This window comes from Bradyrhizobium sp. NBAIM18 (assembly GCF_020193825.1).
GTDB lineage: Bacteria > Pseudomonadota > Alphaproteobacteria > Rhizobiales > Xanthobacteraceae > Bradyrhizobium > Bradyrhizobium yuanmingense.
In genome coordinates, this window is record NZ_JADYVO010000006.1 from 376,997 (window position 1) to 399,123 (window position 22,127).

The following is a 22,127-nucleotide window of genomic DNA, read 5'->3' on the forward strand; positions in this document are numbered from 1 at the left end:
CTGTGAATAGTCCCGTTACTGCTGCGGCACGAACGGCGGTGTCGGGCCCGACGACGGTACCGAGCCGCCGCGGCGGGCGGCGGTCGTCGCGCTCTCCCCGAACGTGGCCTTCGCAATTTCGCCAATGCCGGCGAGCGAGCCCAGCATGCTCATCGCTTCGACCGGAAGCATGATGACCTTCTGGTTCGGTGAGTCGGCGAGTTGCCCGAATGCCTTGATATACTTGTCGGCGATAAAATAGTTTAGCGCAGCGACATCGCCCTTGGCGATGGCCTCGCTGACCATTTGCGTGGCCTTGGCCTCGGCTTCCGCCGACCGCTCGCGCGCCTCGGCATCGCGGAAGGCGGCCTCGCGGCGGCCTTCCGCCTGGAGGATCTGGCCCTGCTTGGCGCCCTCGGCGCGCAGGATCTCGGACTGGCGTTGGCCTTCGGCCGCGAGAATGTCGGCGCGCTTGACCCGCTCGGCCTTCATCTGCCGCCCCATGGCTTCGACCAGGTCGGCGGGCGGCACGATGTCCTTGATCTCGATGCGGTTGACCTTGACGCCCCAGGGCGAGACCGCGGCGTCGACCACACGGAGCAGGCGCTCGTTGATTTCGTCGCGGTGCGACAGCACCTGGTCGAGGTCCATCGAGCCCATCACCGAGCGGATGTTGGTCATGGTGAGCACCGTGATCCCCTGGTTCAGGTTGGCGACCTCGTAGCTCGCCTTGGCGGCATCGAACACCTGATAGAAGGCGACGCCGTCCACCGTCACGGTGGCGTTGTCCTTGGTGATCACCTCCTGCTCGGGAATGTCGATCACCTGCTCCATCATGTTGATCTTGCGCCCGACGCGATCGAAATAGGGCACGATCAAATTGAGCCCGGGGCTCAGCGTCTGGGTGTATTTGCCGAACCGCTCGATGGTCCAGTCATAGCCCTGCGGCACCGTCTTCACGCCGGCGACCAGCGTGACGATGACGAGCAAAACCAGAACAATCGCGAAAATGTCGAAGCCGCTCATATCTCCTCCAAGCCGGGACAAGACGTCAGGAAAAAGCCCTTTCCGGCGCTGTCATTGGTCGGGATCACGATCCTACCGGTTCAGCGGTCGCAATTCACGTCGGTATCGGAGCAATTCCACACAAGACGCACAGCAAGAGACGGTCGCGATATGTACTTGCGACAGGCTGTTGAAAGTGCGGCGGGCGCAGGCCTAAAGCGCGATGCGATCAGGATGAATCGTCATCGCGCTTTAGGTTATTGTTTGAGCATGATCTTTTCGGAAAACCGCTTCACACTTTTCCGGATCATGCTCTAGCAGCGGAAATTAACGAATTCGGGCGAGGCGTCCGTCACGGACGGGTTCATTCGATCACGTCATTCGCAATTGCAAGCAGGCCCGGGGAAAGCGTGACGCCGAGCGCTCTCGCCGCCCTCAGGTTGATCACCAGCTCGAACTTGGTGGGATTCTGCACCGGCAGGTCGGCCGGCCGTGCGCCCTTCAGGATCCGATCGATATAGTCCGCGGCGCGGCGAAGCTGCTCGACGCTGTCGGTGCTGTAGGACATCAGCCCACCCTCATCGACGAACGTCCGGCTCCAGAATACCGCGGGTACACGCGCCTGTGCGATCGCCGAGAGCAGTTGCGCGCGGTTGGCCATGGTGAAGAAGTCCGGCAGGACCAGGATGGCGCCGTCTTGCCTGGAAGCCAGCGCCCCGATCGAGACGGCGTCATGGACGGGCGCGGGCTCGACCGTCAGGCGCAGCGTCCGTGCGGCGTCCTCGATGGCGCGCAACATCAGTGGCGCGAACGGCGCGGTGGCGGGATTGAAGACGACCGCAGCGCGGGACACCTTCGGCGTGACCTGCGTCAGCATCTCCAGCCATTTGCCGGCGAGCGGACCGTCGTAATCGGTAAAGCCGGTGAGGTTGCCGCCGGGATGCGCGAGGTTTTCGACGAAGCCCTGGCCGACGGGATCGGTGACGACGGCGAACACGATCGGGATCGTCGTGGTGCGCCGGCGCAGCTCTTCGACCGAGGGTGTGCCGACCGCAAGCAGGATGTCGGGCTTGAGCGCGATCAGCTCGTCGGCGAGCTGCGCGATGCGGGCGCGGTCACCGCCGCCGTTGCGCCAATCGATCTTGAGATTGTCGCGCTCCTTCCAGCCTTGGCCGGCGAGCGCTTCGACCAGGGCCATGCTGCGCGTCTGGCCGATCGCATCATCAGCAGCCGTGACCGAGAGCACGCCGAGCCGCCGTGTCGCGTTCGGCTGCTGCGCCAGGGCCGGGGCCGGCAGCGCCGCGAGCATCCCCAGAAGCGCCAGGCACCGGCGGCGGTTCATGGGACGCCCATCAGATCCAGCCCTGGAGCTCGCGCAGCACCAGGGTGCGGATCACGTCCATGCCCGGTCCGCTGTCGTTGAGGCAGGGGATCGCGGAAAACTGCTCGCCGCCATTGTGCTTGAAGATCTCCGCATTCTCCTGCGCGATCTCCTCCAGCGTCTCCAGGCAGTCGGCGGAAAAGCCCGGCGTCACCACCGCGATGCGGCGCACGCCTTCCTTGGCGAGCCGCTCCATGGTCTTGTCGGTATAGGGCTGCAGCCACTCGTCGTTGCCGAAGCGCGACTGGAAGGTCAGCAGCAGCTTGGTCTCGTCCATGCCGAGCCGGCGGCGCAGCGCCTCGGTCGTCGCGATGCAGTGCTGCTGATAGGGATCGCCCTTGTCGACATAGGCTTTCGGCATGCCGTGGAAGGATGCCACGATCAGCTCCGGCTTGAAGGACAGCGTCGCCAGATGGCCCTCGATCGAGGCGGCGAGCGCCTCGATATAGGCTTCGTCGTCATAATAGGGCGGCGTCACCCGCAGAGTCGGCTGGTTCCGCAGCTGCGCGAGCACGCGGAAGACTTCGTCGCAGACGGTCGCCGAGGTCGAGGCCGAATATTGCGGATAGAGCGGCACGGCCAGGATACGCTCGCAGCCCTTCGCGATCAGCGCGTCGATGCCCGACTTGATCGACGGATTGCCGTAGCGCATCGCCCAATCCACGACGACGTTGTCGCGGTCCGACAAGGCGGCCGCGAGCTTGTCGCTTTGCGAGCGCGTGATGGTTTTCAGCGGCGACTCGTTCCGCTCATTGTTCCAGATCTTCTGGTAGTCGAGCGCCTTGGTGCGCGGACGGCTGCGCAGAATGATCCCGTTCAGCACCAGTTTCCAGATCAGGCCCTGGTCCTCGATGACGCGGGCGTCGCTGAGGAACTCCTTGAGGTAGATCCGCACGCCCGGAGCATCGGCCGTATCGGGCGTTCCGAGATTGATCAGGAGCACGCCGACGCGCGGCAGGGCGGATCGGGTGGCCGGTTTCGCGGTCTCGAGGGGGAGGACGCTGTTCATGACTGGTTGGGTCGCGCGTTGGTCCGAACTTGTCAAGATGAGCCGGGGTTCGCTAGGGTCGCACCCAAGCGGGGGGAGGCAGGATGACACTCGCGGAATGGTGCGTCTTCGGGGCGCTGCTGCTCTATCTGTCTACGATCGTCACGGTCAAATGGATCAGGTTTCGCCGCTTCGACAATTCCCGGCCGCGCGACCCCGCCTTCTATGAAGACGCCCTGTCGCAACGCGCGCTCGGCGCGCACCAGAACGGCATCGAGACGTTTCCGTTCTTTGCGTTCGCGGTGCTGCTCGCCGAATACAGGGAAGCGCCGCAGCGGCTGATCGACGAGCTCGCGGCGCTGTTCCTGATCGTGCGGATTGCCTATGTGCTGACGTATCTCGGCAACCGCCCGACGCTGCGCTCGATCCTCTGGAGCATCGGCTTTGCGATCAATCTCGGCATCTTCTTCATGCCGGCATTGAAGCGGTTTCTGCCGGTGTGAGCGGCTTCACGCCGACAGATGGCGTTCTCGCGTCGCGATCAGTGCCCGCATTGATGCCGGGATCGTGACCGGACGATGGGTGTTCTGGTCCGTGTAGACCCAGACGATCTCGCCGGTTACCAGAGCCTCAATGCCGCCCTTCCGGAAGATGGCGAGCTCGAACAGGAGGCTCGAATTGCCGATCCGCGTCACGCGCGCGCCGACGTCGAGCTCCCAGTCGAACCTAACAGGCGCCTTGTACTCGATCAGCGATTTGACGACGTGGAAATCGATGCCGCTCGCCTTTGCATCCGCATATTGGTCGAAGCCGAGCGCGCGGAAATATTCGGTGATGGCGGTGTCGAAATAGGTCAAATAATGCGCGTTGAAGACGACGCCCTGGCCGTCGATCTCGGAATAGCGCACCCGGAACGGATGGAAGAACCAGAAGTGTTCGCGCGACATCTATCGCCTCAAAAACACGTGGTCCGTTCGGCGGCGATGTAGCCGAACAGGAGGCCAACGCCGAACAGCAGGACCACACTCGCGGCGCCGAACTCGATGCCGCGCATAAACAGCGCGCCACCGCCGTCGCGTCCGGCGCTGAGGCGGGCGGCGATGTCCTTGGCGGAGACGGCGACGACAGCAATGGCCGCCACCGTGATCGCGGTGCCCAACCCCATCAGGAAGGTCGCGGCGATCCCTGCCCAGAACAGGCCCTGCGCCAGCGCGAACACCAGGACCAGGATCGCGCCCGAGCAGGGGCGGATGCCGACGGTCAGGATCGCAGCGAAGCCGCGCCGCCAGCCGCCGGGGCCGGCGAGCTCGCTTGGCGTCGGTCCGTGGGAATGGCCGCAATGCTCGTCGTGGACGTGGTCGTGCCCGTGGTGATGGTGAGCGTGGTCGTGGCCATGGTGGTGATCATGGCCGTGATCGCGGTGATGACGATCATGCGCATCATGATGGTGATGATCATGGTCGTGCGGCACGCCCGCCATCGCCGGCACCGGCTGGATGGCCTGAAATGCGCGGATGAAGGTGCGACCCTTGACCCAGACCAGGCGCAGGCCGAACAGCGCGATCAGGGCGTAGCTCGCAATCTCGATCGCGCCTTCCGCCTTGCACATCGTCTTGGCCGTCGCATTCAGCAGCCAGGCCGAGATGCCGACGATGAGGATCGCGACCAGCGACTGCATCAGGGCCGAGGCAAAGGACAGCGCGATGCCGCGCCGCGCAGTCTCGCGGTTGGCGACCACATAGGAGGCGATCACCGCCTTGCCGTGGCCGGGACCGGCGGCGTGGAAGATGCCATAGGCGAACGAGATGAAGAGCAGCGTCCACACCGCCGAGCCATCGGACTTCGCGGCGCGGATGGTTGCCGACATCTGCCGATAGAATTCCGACTGCTTGGCCAGGAGCCAGCCGATGAGGCCGCTCGCTTCAGGCTCGGCCGCCTGCGCTGGTCGCGGCGCACCGAACGGGTTTTGCGCGAGAAGATCATGAAGCGCGGCATCAGTCACGGCCACGACCAGCAGCACAGCGGCAGTGGCGAGCAGCCCGCGCGCAAGCGGAGAGAGTTGCGGCTTCAAGGGCAATCCACCGTGATCTTGTTGGCGAACATCATGCCGAAATTCGAGTTCTCACCGTTCAGGAAGGTCTGCTCGTTCAGCTTCTGCGCGCTCGCGGTGCCGTCGTTCGGCCGCTCCAGCTTCATCTGGCACCCCGCGGGCGCACCGACCAGCTTAACCGGACTGTCCTTGGCCATCTGGAAGTCGATGAAGAAGGAGCGGTCGAACACTTCGAGCACCAGCTGCCTGGGCTTGACCGGATTCTTCAGCGGCAAGGTGAAGTGCAGGGTCAGCACCGTGTCCTTGTAGTCGAGGAAATAGTCGACCGGCTCCTGGAACCGCTCCTTCTTCCCGTCGGCCTTGGCGAAGGTGAAGTAGGCGTATTCCTTCAAGGACTCGACGTTGGTCTGCGCCAGGGGCTTCAGCTCCTCGCTTGTGTATGCGCCCTTGGTCTTGCTCTCGAGCCCCTGCACCGCATAGGCCGAGAACATGTCGTCGAAGGTCCAGGCGTGGCGCACGCCGGTGACGCTGCCGTCGGCAGCATAGAGCAATTCGCTGGTCGCGGTGATCCAGACATGGGGATGCGCGCTCGCCGCACCTGATACGAGCGACATCGCGGCGGCGAGCAGGCATCCGAACAGGGCGCGCATGTTCATCAGGCCGCCCTGGCGTCTTCGAGCAGGCCGCGGCGGCGGAGCAGCGCATCCGGCTCCGGCGGGCGGCCGCGGAACGCCTCGTAGGCGGCTTCCGGATCGACCGATCCGCCCGACGAATAGATGTCGTCGTGCAGGCGCTTGGCCACGGCGGGATCGAAGATGTCGCCGGCTTCCTCGAACGCGCCGAAGGCGTCGGCGTCCATCACCTCCGACCACATGTAGCTGTAGTAGCCGGCGGCGTAATGGTCGCCGGTGAAGATGTGGCCGAACTGCGTGGGACGATGACGCAGCGCGATCTCCTCGGGCATGCCGATCTTCTCCAGCTCGCGCCTTTCGAAGGCGCGGACATCCTGCGCGGCGGCTGCCGGCTGGGTGTGGAATTCCAGGTCAACCAGCGCCGAGGAGACGAACTCGACCGTGGCAAAGCCCTGGTTGAATTTTCGCGCCGCGAGGAAGCGTTGCAGGAGGTCGTCCGGCAGCGGCTCGCCGGTCTGGTAGTGGCGGGCGAATTTCTGCAGCACCTCCGGCCGCTCCTGCCAGTGCTCGTAGAGCTGCGACGGCAGCTCGACGAAGTCGGTGAACACCGAGGTGCCCGACAGCGAGGGATAGGTCACGTTGGAGAGCATGCCGTGCAGGCCGTGGCCGAATTCGTGGAACAGGGTGCGGGCATCATCGGGCGACAGCAGCGACGGCTCGCCGCCGGCGCCCTTGGCGAAATTGCAGATGTTGATAACCAGCGGCGCGACGTCGCCGTCGAGCTTCTGCTGGTCGCGCAGCGAGGTCATCCAGGCGCCGGAGCGCTTCGACGGCCGGGCGAAGTAGTCGCCATAGAACAGCGCCTTGTGCTTGCCGTCCCTGTCCTTCATCTCCCAGACCCGGACGTCGGGGTGCCAGACCGGAACGTCCTTGCGCTCCTCGAAGGTGACGCCGAACAGGCGGGTGGCGCAATCGAAGGCGGCGGCGATCATGTTGTCGAGGCCGAGATACGGCTTGATCGCGGAATCGTCGAAATTGGCGCGCTGCAGACGCAGCTTCTCGGCGTAGAAGCGCCAGTCCCAGGGGGCAAGCTTGAAATTGCCGCCCTCTTCCGTGATCAGCGCCTGCATCTCGTCGCGGTCGGCAAGCGCGCGGGCGCGGGCCGGCTTCCAGACCCGCTCCAACAGGCCGCGCACCGCGTCCGGCGTCTTGGCCATGGAATCCTCGAGCCGATAGGCGGCGTAGGTCGGATAGCCCAGGAGCCTGGCGCTCTCCTCGCGCAGCTTCAGGATCTCGACGATGGTCGCGTTGTTGTCATTGGCGTTGCCGTTGTCGCCGCGCGCGATGAAGGCCTTGTAGACCTTCTCGCGGAGGTCACGCCGGGCGGAGCTCTTCAGGAATGTCTCGACCGAGGAGCGCGACAGCGTGACGATGGCCTTGCCTGCCATGCCGCGCTCTTCCGCCGCAGCCTTGGCGCTGGCGACAAAGCTCTCGGGCAGGCCCTGGCGGTCGTCCTCCCCAAGCTCCAGGAACCAGTCCTGCTCGTCGCCGAGCAGATGGTGGCTGAAGCCGGTGCCGAGCTGGGCCAGCCGCTCGTTGATCTCGGCCATCCGCACCTTGGCTTCTTCGGAGAGGCCGGCGCCGGCGCGGTGGAAGCGGGTGTAGGTGCGCTCCAAGAGGCGGAGCTGCTCGGGCGTGAGTCCGAGACCCGCGCGGTTCTCGTGCAGATGGGCGATGCGGCCGAACAGCACGGCGTTCATCATGATCGGATTCCAGTGCCGCGCCATCCGCAAGGAGACCTCCTTGTCGATCTCCAGGATGGTCGGGTTGGAATGCGCCGAGACGAGGTCGTAGAAGACCGCCGCGACCTTGCTCAAGAGCTTGCCCGAGCGCTCCAGCGCCGTGATGGTGTTGGCGAAGTCGGGCGCCGCGGGATCGTTGGTGATCGCCGCGATCTCGGCGGAATGGTCGGCGAAGGCCTGCTCGAAGGCCGGCAGGAAATGCTCCGGCTTGATCTCGTCGAAGGGCGGGGTCGCGAACGGCGTCACCCAGGCCTTCAGCAGCGGATTGGTCTCGGCGTCCGTAGTTTGGCGGGGTTCTGACATCACAAGTCCCGGATTTCGTGGCTCGATTGTTGCGGCCTGCTATAGCACGCGTGGGGCTTTTTTGGGCCGTTTGCCCTTGCCCCCAGCCGCCTTTTCGGGGAGATTGCGGCCCTCGAAGCCAGGACCCTCTGAAACCATGAACGCGCCTTCTTCATCGTCCCGCCAGATCGTCTGGTCCAGCGTCATCACCGTCATCAGCGCCGCCATCCTGATCGGCGCCGAGGTGTTCGGCGCGGCCTTTGCCGGCGGCTGGGCGCTCGCGATCCTGTTCGGGCTCGGCGACCAGGGCGCCCATATCCTGCAGGCCGTGCTGTTCGCACTCGGCGTGCTCGTGATGACCGCCTTCATCCGCGGCGCTCAGCGCATCGAGCCCTTCACCAAGCGCGGCTGACGCGTCTCGCGCGTGGGCAGCACGCGCTGCGCAGCGAAAACTTAACGCGCGTTCATCTTCCGCGTCGCTCGCGCAACAGCGCGCAAGCAGATGTTAGGCAATCCTGTCAGTAGCCTAAAAAAATTCTTGCGAAGCAGAGTCAAAACGCTTATGTGCGGACTTGCCCAATTTCGCACGTGCCTGTGGTCGTGTGTCAGTCGGTAGGTATCCGGACAAGAGGCCGGACAGCCGCCAAGGGGTGAAGAAGCCGAGGGGCTCTTCGGAAGTGCGGAAGTCGGAAGACCGAGGTCGCAAGATCAGGAGGTCGGACGACGAAGCAAACCCGGAGCGCCCAGCATCTCTCTCAAAGAGATGCCATGTCGAAGGTGACTTCGCTCTTTGCAACCGTGACTGGCAGCCGGAGGCGAACCGGCGCACCCCGCTCTCAACGGGGGACGCGACTTAAAGCAACGACGGATCGGGCTTTTTTGGTCTCTACCGGCAGTCCAACGCCGGCGCGGGCTACTGAAAAGGCTTGTCCTTCATTGCCAGGTGAGCGGGCGGGAACTCTCCCAACCAATCCACGGCAGCACAGTCTGGTTTGAGTTTTTTGGCTTCAGCGCGCCTCCATCGCGCGATGCGGCCGAAGCACTCTCATCAGACGTCATGTTGATACGGCTCCCGTCGCTGGGACCGTTGGAGAGTGCCATGACCGAACGTATCCAGGAATTCCTGCGCAACCGCCGCAACGAAGGCCTCGACACCGAGCCCTGCCTCGTCGTCGACCTCGAAGTCGTGCGCGACAATTACCAGACCTTCGCCAAGGCGCTGCCCGACAGCCGCGTGTTCTATGCCGTCAAGGCGAACCCGGCGCCGGAAGTGCTGGCCTTGCTGGCGTCCATGGGCTCTTGCTTTGACACCGCCACGGTCGCCGAGATCGAGATGGCGCTGGCCGCGGGTGCGACGCCCGACCGCATCTCGTTCGGCAACACGATCAAGAAGGAGCGTGACATCGCGCGCGCCTTCGCGCTCGGCATTCGCCTGTTCGCGGTCGATTGCGCCGCCGAGGTCGAGAAGATCGCCCGTGCCGCCCCCGGCGCGAAGGTGTTCTGCCGCATCCTCTATGACTGCGCCGGCGCCGAGTGGCCGCTGTCGCGCAAGTTCGGCTGCGACCCGGAGATGGCGGTCGAGGTGCTCGACCTCGCCAAGCGCCTGGGCCTCGAGCCGTGCGGCATCTCCTTCCATGTCGGCTCGCAGCAGCGCAAGGTGAAGGCGTGGGACCGTGCGCTGGCGATGGCCTCGCAGGTGTTCCGCGACTGCGCCGAGCGCGGCATCAACCTGACCATGGTCAACATGGGCGGCGGCTTCCCGACCAAGTACCTGAAGGACGTGCCGCCGGTCGTGACCTACGGCCGCTCGATCTTCCGCGCGCTGCGCAAGCACTTCGGCAACCAGATCCCGGAGACCATCATCGAGCCGGGCCGCGGCATGGTGGGCAACGCCGGCATCATCGAATCCGAGGTCGTGCTCATCTCGAAGAAGAGCGACGAGGACGAGGTGCGCTGGGTGTACCTGGACATCGGCAAGTTCGGCGGTCTCGCTGAGACCATGGACGAGTCGATCCGCTACGCCATCCGCACCCGTCACGACGGCGCGGACATGACCCCGTGCGTGCTCGCTGGGCCCACCTGCGACAGCGCCGATGTGCTGTACGAGAAGAACCCGTATCCGCTTCCCGTCACGCTCGAGATCGGCGACAAGGTGCTGATCGAAGGAACCGGGGCCTATACGTCGACCTACTCGTCGGTGGCGTTCAACGGCATCCCGCCGCTGCGGACGTACCACATCTGATCCGCCTCTTGGTTCTAGAGGCCTGATGAACCCGGGAGCCGGCTTGCCGGCTCCTCCCTCAAATTTCGATTTCTGACGACGTCTTGGACAGGCGTGCTGCGCGCACGCCGGTTCAAGCGGGGACTGACGTGCCATGACTGCTCCTCGGAAGCCGCAAGTTGCCCTCACCTCGAAAGCCGCTCCGTTCGTGATCCGTGCGGAACGTGCTGCCGACGTCGCGACGCGCGAAGCGCTGCTCGATGCCTGCTTTGGCGAGACCCGCCATGGCCGCACCTGCCAGCGCCTGCGCGACGGACGCGCGCCCGCGACAGGCCTTGCCCTGTCGGCGATGCGCGAGGGCAAGCTCGTGGGAACCGTGCGGCTGTGGCATGTCAGCGCCGGAGGCAGGCCCGCTCTGGTCCTCGGACCGCTGGCGGTCGACCCTGCCTGCCGCGAGCTCGGGATCGGCGCCGCGCTGATGCAACAAGCGCTGGCTGCCGCCCGGGCGCGCGGGCATGACGCCGTGATCCTGCTCGGCGATGCCCCCTATTACGCCCGTTTCGGCTTCTCCACCGAGAAGACCGCCGAGCTGTCGCTGCCTGGCCCGTTCGAGCGCGACCGCCTGCTGGCGATCGAGTTCACGGAAGGTGCGCTCGATGGCGCCCAAGGGATGATCGTCCCGACCGGCGCGGCCCTGCCCAAACGGAGGTCGGTTCGCGCGCCTGAGGCGCACGCGGCCTGAGGGATCGCTCCTGTAGCGACGACCTAAGCCGCATCGACGAGCGGCAACGCCAGGCCGCGCCTGCGGGCCCGTTCCTTTGGGGTTGCGCAGGCGCCGGAAACGCCCTTTAACCCCGCGAAACACCCCTTTAGTCGAGGCCCAGACCGATGTCCCGTCGCCTGATCTCCACCGGCTCCCCGCTCGAGAAGACCGTCGGCTACAGCCGTGCCGTGATCGACGGCGAGTTCGCCTTCGTCGCGGGAACCACCGGCTACGACTACACCACGATGACGATGCCATCAGATGTCACGAGCCAGTCACGCAACTGCTTCAAGACCATCGAAGCCGCCCTGAAGGAGGGCGGATTCGAGATGGCCGATATCGTCCGTGCGACCTATTACGTGACCGACGCCAGCTATATCGATGCCCACTTCGCCGTCTGCGGCGAGGTCCTCGGCGACATCAGGCCGGCGGCGACGCTGCTGGTCGTCAATGCCCTCGCCAGGCCCGAGATGAAGGTCGAGATCGAAGTCACCGCCAAGCGCCGCGGCACCTAAAAAGCGCCGCAGCATCTGACAAGCGCCGCAGCGCCTGATCCATCCCTCACTGCCAGCACGTTCCGGAGAATCCATCCCATGAGCCCTCCCTCGCAGATCTACGCGAAGATCACCGGCCCCATCGTCATGGTCGGCTTCGGCTCCATCGGCAAAGGCACGCTGCCCCTGATCGAGCGGCATCTCGACTACGACAAGTCGCGCATCACGGTGCTCGATCCCAAGGACGAGGGCCGCAAGGCGCTTTGCGAGAAGCACAATGTCCGCTTCATCCAGAAGGGGCTGACCAAGGACAATTACCGCGAGGTGCTGACCCCGCTGCTCACCGAGGGCGGCGGCCAGGGCTTTTGCGTCAATCTGTCGGTCGATACCGGCTCGACCGACATCATGGAGCTCTGCAACGAGCTCGGCGCGCTCTACATCGACACCGTCAACGAGCCCTGGCTGGGCTTCTATTTCGATTCCTCTAAGGGCCCCGAAGCGCGCTCCAATTACGCGCTGCGCGAAACCACGCTGGCCGCCAAGAAGGCCCGTCCCGCCGGCTCGACCACGGCGGTCTCCTGCTGCGGCGCCAATCCCGGCATGGTCTCCTTCTTCGTCAAGCAGGCGCTGCTCAATGTCGCCGCCGACCTGAAGCTCAATGCGCCCAGGCCGAAGACCAAGGGCGAATGGGCGGATTTGATGCGGCAGGCCGGCATCAAGGGCATCCACATCGCCGAGCGCGACACCCAGCGCTCGAAGAAGCCGAAGGAGCCCGACGTCTTCGTCAACACCTGGTCGGTGGAAGGCTTCCTGTCGGAAGGCATGCAGCCATCCGAGCTCGGCTGGGGCACCCACGAGAAATGGATGCCGGAGAATGCGCATACCCATGAAGCCGGCTGCGGCGCTGCAATCTATCTGATGCAGCCGGGCGCCAACACGCGCGTGCGCACCTGGTGCCCGACCCGCGGCGCCCAGTATGGCTTCCTCGTCACCCACAACGAGTCGATCTCGATCGCCGATTACTTCACGGTGCGCGACGCCTCGGGCAAGGCGATCTACCGGCCGACCTGCCACTACGCCTACCATCCGGCTGACGATGCCGTGCTGTCGCTGCATGAAATGTTCGGCCGCGCCGGGAAGATGCAGGAGAAGCACCACATCCTCGACGAGAACGAGATCGTCGACGGCATCGACGAGCTCGGCGTGCTGCTGTTCGGCCATGACAAGAACGCCTATTGGTTCGGCTCGCAGCTCTCCATCGAAGAGACCCGCGAGCTCGCGCCCTACCAGAACGCCACCGGCCTGCAGGTGACCTCCGCCGTGCTCGGCGGCATGGTCTGGGCGCTGGAGAACCCGAACGAAGGCATCGTCGAGGCCGACGAGATGGATTTCGAGCGCCTGCTCGAAATTCAGTTGCCCTATCTCGGCCCGGTGAAGGGCTTTTATACCGACTGGACGCCGCTGACGGATCGTCCGGGACTGTTCCCGGAGGACATCGACACCAGCGATCCCTGGCAGTTCCGGAATATACTGGTGCGGTGAGGGGGGCTCTCTCCGCCCCTCATTCCGGGGAGCGCCACTTGGCGCGAGCCCGGAATCCATCGGGCGGCAGACTCTGCGGGTAAATGGATTCCGGGTTCGCGCTTCGCGCGCCCCGGATGACCGGAAAAAAACTACTTCTTCTCCATGGGCGGCGCGATCTTCTCGGCCGGCGCTGGCGGTAGCGCTGGCCTGGTCGCCGCGCCCTGAGTCTGCGGATCCGGCCGTGCCGGCTCGGGGGCCGGCGTCGTCGGGCGATCACCGCCGGGCTTCGCCTCCGCGGGCACCTTGCTCTGTTCGTCGGACGGGGTGCCCTGGAGCGGGGGCGTCGCCTGCGCCAGCTGCATGCGGCTTTCGGCGCGGATCTGCGCCAGGGACATCACCGACACCGCAACGCCTGCTGCGAACAGCGCACCGGCGATTGTCAGGTTGAGCTTCAGTCTACGCTTGTCATCTCGGCCGGGCATGTCGATCACCGCCTTTGTTCGCGGAATCAACGAAACTGGGGCGCGCCGGTTCCGGGACCGAAAACGCGCGGAACCCACCCGCACGCGCCAAAACGCCGCGCTACTCCGTCGTGCTGACTTCCCATGTTGCATGCCGGACCCCTGGCAGATGCTGCAGATCGGTCGCGACCGCGTTCAGCTCATTCGGGTCGACCGCGGTCGCAACCAGCTTGGCGGCGATCTCCAGAATATCCTCGCTGATCTCGGCGACTTCGATATCGGCCACGGCATATTTCGCCGCTTCGAGCTTGTCGACGAGGCGGTCGCGCATGTCGGGCAAGGCGTCGGCCGCAACTGCGAGCTTGAAATAGTAGGTCGCCTCCAGCGCCTTCTCATTCAGCGGGATGCGGTTGATGGCGTTGACCAGCGGGCGCAGCATGGTGTTGCCGGAGATGACGAACACGGTCAGCGCGGCCGCCTGCGCGATCATGTCGGCGCCGGCACAGGAGCCGACCGCGGCCGAGGCCCACAGGGTCGCCGCGGTGTTGAGCCCGCGCACGTCCATGCCCTGCTTCATGATGACGCCGGCTCCCAGGAAGCCGATGCCCGAGACGACATAGGCGATCACCCGGACCGCGCCGTCGGCGCCATTCAGCTGCATGGCGAGATCGACGAAGGCGGCAGCGCCCACCGCGACCAGCACGTTGGTGCGCAGCCCCGCGGTGCGCTGGCGGTATTGCCGTTCGGCGCCGATCAAGGTGCCCAGCACGAAAGCCGTGATCAGGCTGACCAGGGTGTCGCCAAAATCGGCAAGCTGGAAGGTCGTCAGAAATCGCATGGTTGCCTATACGGCGGGAACCATGACAGACTAAAGCTCGAGCAGACCGCCGTCCCCATTTTCGTCGGCAAAAGCCAGCAGCGTGCCTTTGGCGTTCCAGGCGAGCGCGGCCACGGGCGGCATGCCATTGCGGCGGACCAGGATCTCCGCGCCGTCCTCCAGCCGGACCAGCAGCACGGTGCCGTCGCTATAACCGGCGGCGAGAATGTCGTTCTTGGGATGACAGGCGACCGCGGAGACGCGCGCCTGCAGCGGGGCGAGCATCGCGGGCTCCTTCCCCATCGGACCGTCCTTGCTGCCGAACGGCCAGATGATCACCGTGTCGGCGCCGGAGGTCGCCAGCCCCTTGCCGCCGGCGCTCCACGACATCGAGCGGACGCGGCCGGGATAGCCGGTCATGCGCATGTGCCTGTTGTCGGCGAGCCGCCAGCCGTGCAGCGCCGGCTCGTGCATCGCTGTCACGAGAAACTTGTTGTCGGGGCTGAAGGTGACCGCGTGATGCGAGCCGGCCCAGGGCAGGAATTCGGCCGATCCCGCCATGTTCGGAAACCACAGCGTCACGCCGTTGTAATGCGCGATTGCAAGCCGCAGGCCCTTCGGCGCGAAGGCAAGGCCGCCGACGGTCGAGGGCACGTCGATCGATTTCTCCTCGGCCTTGCCGCTCTTGACGGTCGCGGTCTTGCCGGCTGACCAGGCGAAGGCGCCGTCGGCGTGCAGCGCCACCGCGTCGATCCAGCGCCGCTTGGGATCGGTGGCGAGCAGTGTCACCTCGCCCTTGGCATCGAGCGAGACGACCTTGCCGTCGTCGCCGCCCATGACGAGGCGCTTGCCGTCGGCAGCCGTCGAGAGAATGCCGCCGCTATGCACGGCGACCGTGGTGATCTCGCAATTGGCATCGACGAATGCGACGTTCTCCTCGCCGCCGACGAAGGCGGCGCGATCCTTCAGGAAATGCACCGAGGTCACTGCCATGCCGAGCGCAATGGGCTTGACGCGGTCGGTAACGGAGACGATCGAAGCGGATTCGGACGCTGGCGTAAACTCTTTCATCACGAGACGATGCAGCTCTCGAAACCCTTGCGGATCGCCTCTTCGGGCAATTCGCGGCCGATGAAGACGAGGCGGCTCTCGCGCGGCTCGCCCTCCTTCCACTTCCGCTGGTGGTTGCCCTCCAGCATCATGTGGACGCCCTGGAAGACGTAGCGGTCGTCGTCGTCGTGGAAGGCGAGGATGCCCTTGGAGCGCAGAATCTTGCCGCCCTCGACCTGCACCAGGTTCTGCAGCCACGGCATGAACACGTTGGGATCGAGCGGCTTGTCGGTCTTGAGCGAGAGCGATTGCATCTCCTCGTCGTGATAGTGCTTCAGGCCGTGGCCGTGATCATGATGATGGTGATCGTGGCCGTGATGATGGTGATGATCATGATCGTGGTCATGATCGTCGGCCTCCAGGAAATCAGGCTCGATGTCGAGGATGCGGTCGAGGTCGAACGCGCCGCGATCGAGCACGTCGGCCAGCGCCACCGCGCAGCGCTCGGTGCGATGGAGCTTCGCATAAGGATTGATGCCGCGGATGCGGGCCTCGACCTCGGCGAGTTCGCCCTTGTTGACGAGGTCGGTCTTGTTCAGGACGATGACGTCGGCAAAGGCGATCTGGTTCTTGGCCTCGGGTGCATCCTTCAACCGGTCGGACAGCCATTTGGCGTCGGCGACCGTCACGACCGCATCGAGCCGGGCGTTCTTCTGCACGTCCTCGTCGACGAAGAAGGTCTGGGCGACGGGCGCCGGATCGGCAAGACCGGTGGTCTCGACGATGATGGCGTCGAACTTGCCCTTGCGCTTCATCAGGCCGTCCATGATGCGGACGAGGTCGCCTCGTACGGTGCAGCAGATGCAGCCGTTGTTCATCTCGAACACTTCCTCATCGGCGCCGATGATGAGGTCGTTGTCGATCCCGATCTCGCCGAATTCGTTGACGATGACGGCGTATTTCTTGCCGTGGTTCTCCGACAGGATGCGGTTGAGCAGCGTGGTCTTGCCGGCGCCGAGATAGCCGGTCAGCACGGTCACGGGAATCTTTTGGGAGGTCGCGTCAGACATAACAACTCCGGACTTCAAGGCTTTTTCGCGCGACGCGAGGCGGGGTGGCCCCTGCCCTAATGGTCAAGCGCGCTGGTCAGGGCCTTTATATTGTGCCTGACCATGTCAATGTAAGTGGGTGCAGGGCCCTTTTCGCCGGTCAAACCGTCCGAAACCAGGGTGCCACCGACCCTGGCGCCGGTCTCGGCGGCGATCCGCCGGATCAGGCGATCGTCGCTGATATTTTCAAGGAACACGGCCGGGATTTTCTGGACCTTGATCTGGCCGATGATGGCGGCGATATCTCGCGCGCTCGGCTCGGTCTCCGTGGAGACGCCCCGGGGGGCGATGAACCGGATACCGTATTCGCTGGAGAAATAGCCGAAGGCGTCATGCGTGGAGATCACCTTGCGCCGCTCCGGCGGGATTTTTGCGACAGCGTCGCGGACCTCGCGGTCCAGTGTTTCGAGCTTTTCCAGATAGGCCTTGGCCTGGGCGCGGAAGAACTCCGCATCGTCAGGAGCGGCCGTGGCGAGCGCGCTCGCAATGTCGGTGACGTAGATCTTGGCGTTCGGGATGGATTGCCAGGCGTGGGGATCAGCGGCCGAACCCAATTTCAACGGCGCGATGCCGGCGCTTGCGGTGATCACCTTGGCCTTGCTGCCCGCGGATTGCACGAGGCGCGGCAGCCAGCCCTCCAGCCCGAGCCCGTTGACGATGACGAGCTTCGCCGCCGCGACCCGCTTGGCATCGGCAGGGGCCGGCGTATAGACGTGGACGTCGCTGTCGGGCCCGACCAGCGTCGTCAGGTTGACGCGGTCACCACCGACATTGCGGACGAAATCGCCGAGGATCGAAAAGCTCGCGACCACGTTGAGCCGTTCCGCGGCCTGCAGCGGCGAGGCGATCAGCAACAGCGCACAAAGCAGGATGAGCCGCATCGTCATGCTTCCAGATGCCGGCCGGGAAACAGCTGCCGGACGATGCCGCCGACGCGGCCGAACAGGACAGAGGCGATGTAGAGCACCGTCGCCACCAGAATGATCGCAGGGCCCGAGGGCACGCGGGTCTGGAACGAGAGCACGAGGCCGGCATAGCCGGAGACCCCTGCAGCCATGACGGCGATGCAGATCATCGCGGTGAGATCGCGCGACCAGAACCTTGCGATGCCCGCAGGCAGGATCATCAGGCCCACCGCCAGCAGCGTGCCCAGCGCCTGAAAGCCGTTGACGAGGTTGATGACGACCAGCGCGAGGAAGGCGAGATGGGCGGGGCCGCCGGCGCGGCTCACGGTGCGCAGGAACAGGGGATCGACGCTCTCGATCACCAGCGGGCGGTAGATCACCGCGAGCACCAGCAGCGTCACCGTGGCGTTGAAGGCGACCACCAACAGCGTCTGATCGTCCATTGCGAGGATGTTGCCGAACAACACGTGCAGGAGATCGATGTTGGTGCCCTTGATCGAGACGATGGTGACGCCGAGCGCAAGCGAAGCGAGATAGAAGGTCGCGAGCGAGGCGTCCTCCTTCAGCCCGGTCGAGCGTGCGACCACGCCAGCGAGGATCGCGACGGCAAAGCCGGCGACCAGGCCGCCGGCCGTCATCGCGAACAGATTGAGGCCGGAGAGCAGGAAACCAACCGCCGCGCCAGGCAGGATCGCGTGCGCCATGGCGTCGCCGACGAGGCTCATCCGCCGCAGCATCAGGAACACGCCGATCGGCGCCCCCGCCAGCGCCAACGCGATCACCGCGGCGAGCGCGCGCCGCATGAACTCGAATTCGGTGAACGGACCGATCAGCGCGTCATAGAGCATCGGATATCAGGCCGCCCGCGAGCTGATATCATCGGCCGCGCAGGCCGCCGCGCTGTCGTCGAAGGCCTCGCACATTCGCATCGCGACCAGCAGATTTTCCGGCGTCAGCACCTCCGCCGTCGGGCCCCACGCGACCGGGCCGCGCGCCAGCACCAGCGTTTCGGCGAAGTGGTTGCGCACCATCTCCATGTCGTGCAGCGCGGCGAGCACGGTACGGCCCTCGCCGTGCCAGCGCTTCACCAGCGCGAGCAGATCGGCGGTGGTCTTGCTGTCGATGGCGTTGAAGGGCTCGTCGAGCACGATCAGGCTGGCATCCTGGAGCAGCACACGGGCGAACAGCACGCGCTGCATCTGACCGCCGGAGAGCGTGCCGATCGGGCGGTTCTCAAAACCGCTGAGGCCAACTGCTCCGATTGCCCGGAGAATCTTGTCGCGCGCGGCCTTGCCGATGCCGCCGAACAGGCCTGTGCCACGCCACAGCCCGGTGCCGATGAAATCGAACACCGAGATCGGGAAGCTGCGGTCGATCTCCGCGCTCTGCGGCAGATAGGCGATGTCGCGGGCGTCGAGCCCGCCGAGATGGATCGTGCCGTCGAGCGGCTTGAGGATGCCGACGATGCCGCGCAACAGCGTCGATTTACCGGCGCCATTCGGGCCGATCACGGCGACCAGCGCGCCCGGCGCGACCTCGCCGCTGAGATGATGCACGGCGGGGTGCCGGTCATAGCCGAGCGTGACGTTGTGAAAGTGCAGCGCTGCCATCGTCACCTCATCGCCAGCAAGACGATGCCCCACAGCACAGCACAGACCGCGAGCGCGGCCGCGACACGGCCCGCCATGGTCATGCGCAGGATCGACCAGGGCGCGGCCTGGGCCGGATGCGGCGAGGTCGCATCGTGGACGCGGGCATGGGTGTGATCGTGCCCATGCGGATGCCCGTGGCCGTGGGAATGGCCATGAGCATGGTCGTGCTGGTGGGCGTGGGACGCGGCGGGAGCCATTTGCGGACGTTATATTATAACATTACGCCTGTCCACGGCCGGACTGACATCCCGCTTCAAGGCTTGCCAATCACCATGGCGATGGCGGCCGCCACGAATGGGAAAGGCACCGAGACGGCGCAGCGGAACCAGACGAAACGGGCAGGCATGAACGGGATCTCCCACAAGATCACCCGCTGGAAGGCGAATAGCGCCCAGGCGACGACATAGGCGACCACCTGCGGCACCCCGCCGCCCGACTTCAGCGCCACCGTGCCGATGGAGAAGCCGACCACCGGGCCGCCGGGCGTGGCGGCGCCGGCGACCACGGCGGTGGCGACCCCGAGCCAGCCGCTATCCGGGCCGAGCCAGCCGGTAATCACCTCCTGCGGGATGATGGCGGCGATATAGCCGGAGCCGATCACGCCGAGCGCAATCCGCGGCACGATGTTGACGAAATCCATCGTGCCTTCGCGCAGCGAGGCCACGAACACCGGGCGCCCACGACGAAAGGCGATCAGCCCGACGCCAAGCACCGAGCCCCACAGCAGGATGTCGATCAGAAGCGCTGCGCTCAACTCTCGTCGTCCTTCGCGAGCGGCTTCGGATAGAGCCTGACATAGACGAAGCGGCCGAGGGCGCCGGCGAGCACCGGCAGCGGCAGCGAGATCACGATCCGCCACAGCGTGAAATCGGTGCCCATGATCGGGATTTCCCAGGCGACCGCCCGGCCATAACCGATCAGCGTCCAGCTCACGACCATGGCGATGGTGGCGCCGAAATCGGCGCCGACCGCGAGCAGTGCGCTCGCGACCGGATAGGCGGTGAAGGGACCGCCGGGCAGAATTGCGCCGAAGGCGGTGCCGATCAGCAGGCCCATCAGGCCGGATTTCGGCCCGAGCGAGCGCGAGACCTTCTCGTGCGGCAAGATCTCCGAGATGAAGGCCCCGAGCAGGCAGCCGGCGAGCACGCGCGGCAGGATGCCCGAGAACAGCGAGAGATCGTGGGTGAGGATGTCCAGAACGCCGTCAGTGCCGTCCCGCCGCCAGACCAGTGCAGCACTCACCGCCGCCAGAGCTGCGATGATGACGGTCGACCAGCCGATCGGCTTGCGGACCCGGCCCGGCCGCGGCTCGGATTCGGCGTCGCCGGAAGGCGCCGGATGGTTCGGGGAAGGTTCTGACAACGGGCTAGAGTCGCTCGAGGGTGAGGCCCGTCCTGATTAAGGGCGCCGCCGATGCGATGCAAACGGTGTGACGACAGACCCATGCGCGCGCCACGCAGGGCAATTCCGCACAGCAAAAAGGCGGTCGCGCCTGCGACCGCCTTTGTTTCTGTCATTCCGGGGGGCACGTCAGCACCGAGCCCGGAATCCATCGGGCGTCACCCGAGCGGACAAATGGATTCCGGGCTCGCGCTTCGCGCGCCCCGGAATGACATCGTCACGCCTTCTCGAACAGGGACTCCACGTATTCCCAGTTCACGAGGTTCTCGACGAACGCCTTGAGATAGTCGGGACGGCGATTGCGATAGTCGATGTAGTAGGAGTGCTCCCAGACGTCGCAGCCGAGGATCGGTGTGGCGCCGTGCACCAGCGGATTCTCGCCGTTCGGGGTCTTGGAGATCTCGAGCTTGCCGTTCTTGACCTGGAGCCAGCACCAGCCGGAGCCGAACTGGCCGACGCCGGCCGCCTGGAAGTCGGTCTTGAACTTCTCGAAGCCGCCGAGGTCCTCGTTGATCTTCTTCTCGAGCTTGCCCGGCAGCTTGGTGCCGCCGCCATTGGGCTTCATCCAGCTCCAGAAGTGGATGTGGTTGTAGTGCTGGCCGGCGTTGTTGAACACCGCGGGGTTCTTGCCGAACGAGCCCTTGACGATCTCTTCAAGGGACTTGCCTTCCCATTCGGTCCCCTTGAGCGCGTTGTTGCCGTTGGTGACGTAGGCCTGATGATGCTTGTCGTGGTGATATTCCAGCGTCTCCTTCGACATGTACTGGCCGAGGGCGTCATAGGCGTAAGGAAGTGGGGGCAGCGTAAAGGTCATGGCTTCTTGTCCGCAACTGGTGGGGAACGAGTTCTAACGGTCACCCCTTATAGAAGGTTCCGCGGCCATTAAATACCTCAGAATTTGCGAAAAGGCGTGACTTGGCGCGTCCTGCTTGAATGCACAAATTCGCCGCAACCCGGCCGCCGTGATCAGACCTGCGGTTCGCTGTAAAATATCATTGCCTTTGAGGCGCTTAAGACAGAACAAACGCGCGAAGAAGCGGAGCTGTGGAGGACGACGCCATGAGCATCGAGATCGACATATTGAACGCCGACGCCTCGTGGCCGAGGGCCGAGCCGCTACTTCAGGCGGTCTGGGCACCGCAATTCGTCGCAGGCAAGCCCTGGGCTCATGTCAAATGGGCCAATGCCGATCTTCGCGTGCTGGTCGAGACGCCCGAGGATGGTCTCGTGTGCCATGTCGGCATCTACTTCCGCACCATCACCTGGAATGGACAGAAGGTTCATATCGGCGGCATCGGCGGCGTCTCCACGCGCGAGGACCAGCGCGGCCGTGGCTATGCGACCGTGGCGATCGACGCGGCGGTGCATACCATGCGCGCCAACGAGGCGGTTCGGTTCGCCCTACTGGTCTGCGAGCCGCACAATTTCGCGTTCTACGAGGCCCGGAGCTGGCTGCCGTTCAAAGGCGAGGTCTATTGCGAACAGCCGGAAGGGCGGATTCGGTTCACCTACATGGCGCCCTATGTCTTCCACATCGTGCGCGCGCCGACGCTGGGCACCATCGACCTATGCGGCCTGCCGTGGTGAGCCCTGCGTGAGCCAGGGCTGCGC

General features: G+C 65.1%; 25 protein-coding genes. 7 read left to right on the forward strand and 18 right to left on the reverse strand.

Annotation, left to right across the window (positions count from 1 at the left end; translation table 11 throughout):
• Positions 1–15 precede the first annotated feature (15 nt).
• The 3 genes from I6F17_RS16890 to hemH all read right to left on the reverse strand — a co-directional run bounded on the left by I6F17_RS16890 (position 16) and on the right by hemH (position 3,374).
• Positions 16–1,005, reverse strand: a complete 990-nt coding sequence (locus I6F17_RS16890; RefSeq protein WP_036036621.1) for an SPFH domain-containing protein — start codon at positions 1,003–1,005, stop codon at positions 16–18.
• A gap of 343 nt (positions 1,006–1,348) precedes the next feature.
• Positions 1,349–2,326, reverse strand: a complete 978-nt coding sequence (locus tag I6F17_RS16895) for an ABC transporter substrate-binding protein (protein ID WP_036036620.1) — start codon at positions 2,324–2,326, stop codon at positions 1,349–1,351.
• Between the two features lie 10 nt (positions 2,327–2,336).
• On the reverse strand, positions 2,337–3,374 hold the full coding sequence (gene hemH / locus I6F17_RS16900; RefSeq protein WP_036036617.1) for a ferrochelatase: 1,038 nt from the start codon (positions 3,372–3,374) through the stop codon (positions 2,337–2,339).
• 83 nt (positions 3,375–3,457) lie between these two features.
• Between hemH and I6F17_RS16905 the strand changes: the two genes are divergently transcribed.
• Complete coding sequence (locus I6F17_RS16905) at positions 3,458–3,856, forward strand: MAPEG family protein (RefSeq protein ID WP_035997738.1); 399 nt, start codon at positions 3,458–3,460, stop codon at positions 3,854–3,856.
• Positions 3,857–3,862: 6 nt separating this feature from the next.
• Here the strand turns inward: I6F17_RS16905 and I6F17_RS16910 are convergent, their stop codons facing one another.
• From I6F17_RS16910 to I6F17_RS16925, 4 genes are read right to left on the reverse strand one after another with little or no spacing between them, the layout of a single operon-like run.
• Positions 3,863–4,300 (reverse strand): thioesterase family protein, encoded by a 438-nt coding sequence (locus I6F17_RS16910; RefSeq protein WP_036036615.1) that lies wholly within the window; start codon positions 4,298–4,300, stop codon positions 3,863–3,865.
• Positions 4,301–4,308: 8 nt separating this feature from the next.
• Positions 4,309–5,424 (reverse strand): nickel/cobalt transporter, encoded by a 1,116-nt coding sequence (locus I6F17_RS16915; protein ID WP_193375052.1) that lies wholly within the window; start codon positions 5,422–5,424, stop codon positions 4,309–4,311.
• Positions 5,421–6,059: a DUF1007 family protein gene (locus I6F17_RS16920; protein ID WP_036036611.1), complete on the reverse strand. Its 639-nt coding sequence runs from the start codon at positions 6,057–6,059 to the stop codon at positions 5,421–5,423. The genes I6F17_RS16915 and I6F17_RS16920 overlap by 4 nt, the downstream gene beginning before the upstream one ends.
• Entirely contained in the window at positions 6,059–8,140 is a 2,082-nt protein-coding gene (locus I6F17_RS16925) for a M3 family metallopeptidase (protein WP_225130148.1), read from the reverse strand. Before I6F17_RS16925 ends, I6F17_RS16920 begins: the two co-directional genes overlap by 1 nt.
• A gap of 136 nt (positions 8,141–8,276) precedes the next feature.
• Between I6F17_RS16925 and I6F17_RS16930 the strand changes: the two genes are divergently transcribed.
• The 5 genes from I6F17_RS16930 to I6F17_RS16950 all read left to right on the forward strand — a co-directional run bounded on the left by I6F17_RS16930 (position 8,277) and on the right by I6F17_RS16950 (position 13,139).
• A complete protein-coding gene (locus tag I6F17_RS16930) occupies positions 8,277–8,531 on the forward strand; it encodes a hypothetical protein (RefSeq protein WP_035997726.1) in 255 nt (84 codons plus the stop codon).
• A gap of 687 nt (positions 8,532–9,218) precedes the next feature.
• Positions 9,219–10,361 (forward strand): type III PLP-dependent enzyme, encoded by a 1,143-nt coding sequence (locus I6F17_RS16935; protein WP_225130146.1) that lies wholly within the window; start codon positions 9,219–9,221, stop codon positions 10,359–10,361.
• A gap of 133 nt (positions 10,362–10,494) precedes the next feature.
• Positions 10,495–11,082 (forward strand): N-acetyltransferase, encoded by a 588-nt coding sequence (locus I6F17_RS16940; protein WP_225130144.1) that lies wholly within the window; start codon positions 10,495–10,497, stop codon positions 11,080–11,082.
• 146 nt (positions 11,083–11,228) lie between these two features.
• Positions 11,229–11,618 carry a RidA family protein gene (locus tag I6F17_RS16945; protein WP_225130142.1) on the forward strand — a complete coding sequence of 130 codons (390 nt, stop codon included), beginning with the start codon at positions 11,229–11,231 and terminating at the stop codon, positions 11,616–11,618.
• Positions 11,619–11,696: 78 nt separating this feature from the next.
• Positions 11,697–13,139 carry a homospermidine synthase gene (locus tag I6F17_RS16950; RefSeq protein WP_225130140.1) on the forward strand — a complete coding sequence of 481 codons (1,443 nt, stop codon included), beginning with the start codon at positions 11,697–11,699 and terminating at the stop codon, positions 13,137–13,139.
• Between the two features lie 131 nt (positions 13,140–13,270).
• Here I6F17_RS16950 and I6F17_RS16955 read toward each other — a convergent pair whose 3' ends face one another.
• The 11 genes from I6F17_RS16955 to I6F17_RS17005 all read right to left on the reverse strand — a co-directional run bounded on the left by I6F17_RS16955 (position 13,271) and on the right by I6F17_RS17005 (position 21,330).
• Positions 13,271–13,603: a hypothetical protein gene (locus I6F17_RS16955; protein WP_036036631.1), complete on the reverse strand. Its 333-nt coding sequence runs from the start codon at positions 13,601–13,603 to the stop codon at positions 13,271–13,273.
• Between the two features lie 100 nt (positions 13,604–13,703).
• Positions 13,704–14,420, reverse strand: a complete 717-nt coding sequence (locus tag I6F17_RS16960; protein WP_225130138.1) for an MgtC/SapB family protein — start codon at positions 14,418–14,420, stop codon at positions 13,704–13,706.
• A 30-nt stretch (positions 14,421–14,450) separates the two neighbouring features.
• Complete coding sequence (locus I6F17_RS16965; RefSeq protein WP_225130136.1) at positions 14,451–15,470, reverse strand: WD40 repeat domain-containing protein; 1,020 nt, start codon at positions 15,468–15,470, stop codon at positions 14,451–14,453.
• Positions 15,470–16,519, reverse strand: coding sequence for a GTP-binding protein (locus tag I6F17_RS16970; RefSeq protein ID WP_036036600.1), 1,050 nt, complete (start codon positions 16,517–16,519; stop codon positions 15,470–15,472). The genes I6F17_RS16965 and I6F17_RS16970 overlap by 1 nt, the downstream gene beginning before the upstream one ends.
• 56 nt (positions 16,520–16,575) lie before the next feature.
• A complete protein-coding gene (locus I6F17_RS16975) occupies positions 16,576–17,439 on the reverse strand; it encodes a metal ABC transporter substrate-binding protein (RefSeq protein WP_225130177.1) in 864 nt (287 codons plus the stop codon).
• Between the two features lie 2 nt (positions 17,440–17,441).
• Positions 17,442–18,311: a metal ABC transporter permease gene (locus I6F17_RS16980; RefSeq protein WP_225130134.1), complete on the reverse strand. Its 870-nt coding sequence runs from the start codon at positions 18,309–18,311 to the stop codon at positions 17,442–17,444.
• Between the two features lie 6 nt (positions 18,312–18,317).
• A complete protein-coding gene (locus I6F17_RS16985) occupies positions 18,318–19,073 on the reverse strand; it encodes an ABC transporter ATP-binding protein (protein WP_225111624.1) in 756 nt (251 codons plus the stop codon).
• Positions 19,074–19,075: 2 nt separating this feature from the next.
• Positions 19,076–19,312: a hypothetical protein gene (locus I6F17_RS16990; protein ID WP_225130132.1), complete on the reverse strand. Its 237-nt coding sequence runs from the start codon at positions 19,310–19,312 to the stop codon at positions 19,076–19,078.
• A 56-nt stretch (positions 19,313–19,368) separates the two neighbouring features.
• Positions 19,369–19,869 (reverse strand): hypothetical protein, encoded by a 501-nt coding sequence (locus tag I6F17_RS16995; protein ID WP_036036588.1) that lies wholly within the window; start codon positions 19,867–19,869, stop codon positions 19,369–19,371.
• Entirely contained in the window at positions 19,866–20,477 is a 612-nt protein-coding gene (locus I6F17_RS17000; protein WP_225130130.1) for a permease, read from the reverse strand. Before I6F17_RS17000 ends, I6F17_RS16995 begins: the two co-directional genes overlap by 4 nt.
• A gap of 256 nt (positions 20,478–20,733) precedes the next feature.
• Complete coding sequence (locus I6F17_RS17005) at positions 20,734–21,330, reverse strand: superoxide dismutase (RefSeq protein ID WP_027573470.1); 597 nt, start codon at positions 21,328–21,330, stop codon at positions 20,734–20,736.
• 245 nt (positions 21,331–21,575) lie between these two features.
• Here I6F17_RS17005 and I6F17_RS17010 point away from each other — a divergent pair, with 245 nt between their 5' ends.
• The gene (locus tag I6F17_RS17010) at positions 21,576–22,103 is read left to right on the forward strand and encodes a GNAT family N-acetyltransferase (RefSeq protein WP_225130128.1); all 528 of its coding nucleotides are present in this window, start codon (positions 21,576–21,578) and stop codon (positions 22,101–22,103) included.
• The last annotated feature ends 24 nt before the right edge of the window (positions 22,104–22,127 follow it).

Coding starts and splice junctions, on each gene's coding strand:
- I6F17_RS16890 (WP_036036621.1), bottom strand. CDS start 1,005: ATGAGCGGCTTCGACATTTTCGCGATTGTTCTGGTTTTGCTCGTCATC.
- I6F17_RS16895 (WP_036036620.1), bottom strand. CDS start 2,326: ATGAACCGCCGCCGGTGCCTGGCGCTTCTGGGGATGCTCGCGGCGCTG.
- hemH (WP_036036617.1), bottom strand. CDS start 3,374: ATGAACAGCGTCCTCCCCCTCGAGACCGCGAAACCGGCCACCCGATCC.
- I6F17_RS16905 (WP_035997738.1), top strand. CDS start 3,458: ATGACACTCGCGGAATGGTGCGTCTTCGGGGCGCTGCTGCTCTATCTG.
- I6F17_RS16910 (WP_036036615.1), bottom strand. CDS start 4,300: ATGTCGCGCGAACACTTCTGGTTCTTCCATCCGTTCCGGGTGCGCTAT.
- I6F17_RS16920 (WP_036036611.1), bottom strand. CDS start 6,059: ATGAACATGCGCGCCCTGTTCGGATGCCTGCTCGCCGCCGCGATGTCG.
- I6F17_RS16925 (WP_225130148.1), bottom strand. CDS start 8,140: ATGTCAGAACCCCGCCAAACTACGGACGCCGAGACCAATCCGCTGCTG.
- I6F17_RS16930 (WP_035997726.1), top strand. CDS start 8,277: ATGAACGCGCCTTCTTCATCGTCCCGCCAGATCGTCTGGTCCAGCGTC.
- I6F17_RS16935 (WP_225130146.1), top strand. CDS start 9,219: ATGACCGAACGTATCCAGGAATTCCTGCGCAACCGCCGCAACGAAGGC.
- I6F17_RS16940 (WP_225130144.1), top strand. CDS start 10,495: ATGACTGCTCCTCGGAAGCCGCAAGTTGCCCTCACCTCGAAAGCCGCT.
- I6F17_RS16945 (WP_225130142.1), top strand. CDS start 11,229: ATGTCCCGTCGCCTGATCTCCACCGGCTCCCCGCTCGAGAAGACCGTC.
- I6F17_RS16950 (WP_225130140.1), top strand. CDS start 11,697: ATGAGCCCTCCCTCGCAGATCTACGCGAAGATCACCGGCCCCATCGTC.
- I6F17_RS16955 (WP_036036631.1), bottom strand. CDS start 13,603: ATGCCCGGCCGAGATGACAAGCGTAGACTGAAGCTCAACCTGACAATC.
- I6F17_RS16960 (WP_225130138.1), bottom strand. CDS start 14,420: ATGCGATTTCTGACGACCTTCCAGCTTGCCGATTTTGGCGACACCCTG.
- I6F17_RS16965 (WP_225130136.1), bottom strand. CDS start 15,470: ATGAAAGAGTTTACGCCAGCGTCCGAATCCGCTTCGATCGTCTCCGTT.
- I6F17_RS16970 (WP_036036600.1), bottom strand. CDS start 16,519: ATGTCTGACGCGACCTCCCAAAAGATTCCCGTGACCGTGCTGACCGGC.
- I6F17_RS16975 (WP_225130177.1), bottom strand. CDS start 17,439: ATGCGGCTCATCCTGCTTTGTGCGCTGTTGCTGATCGCCTCGCCGCTG.
- I6F17_RS16980 (WP_225130134.1), bottom strand. CDS start 18,311: ATGCTCTATGACGCGCTGATCGGTCCGTTCACCGAATTCGAGTTCATG.
- I6F17_RS16985 (WP_225111624.1), bottom strand. CDS start 19,073: ATGGCAGCGCTGCACTTTCACAACGTCACGCTCGGCTATGACCGGCAC.
- I6F17_RS16990 (WP_225130132.1), bottom strand. CDS start 19,312: ATGGCTCCCGCCGCGTCCCACGCCCACCAGCACGACCATGCTCATGGC.
- I6F17_RS17005 (WP_027573470.1), bottom strand. CDS start 21,330: ATGACCTTTACGCTGCCCCCACTTCCTTACGCCTATGACGCCCTCGGC.
- I6F17_RS17010 (WP_225130128.1), top strand. CDS start 21,576: ATGAGCATCGAGATCGACATATTGAACGCCGACGCCTCGTGGCCGAGG.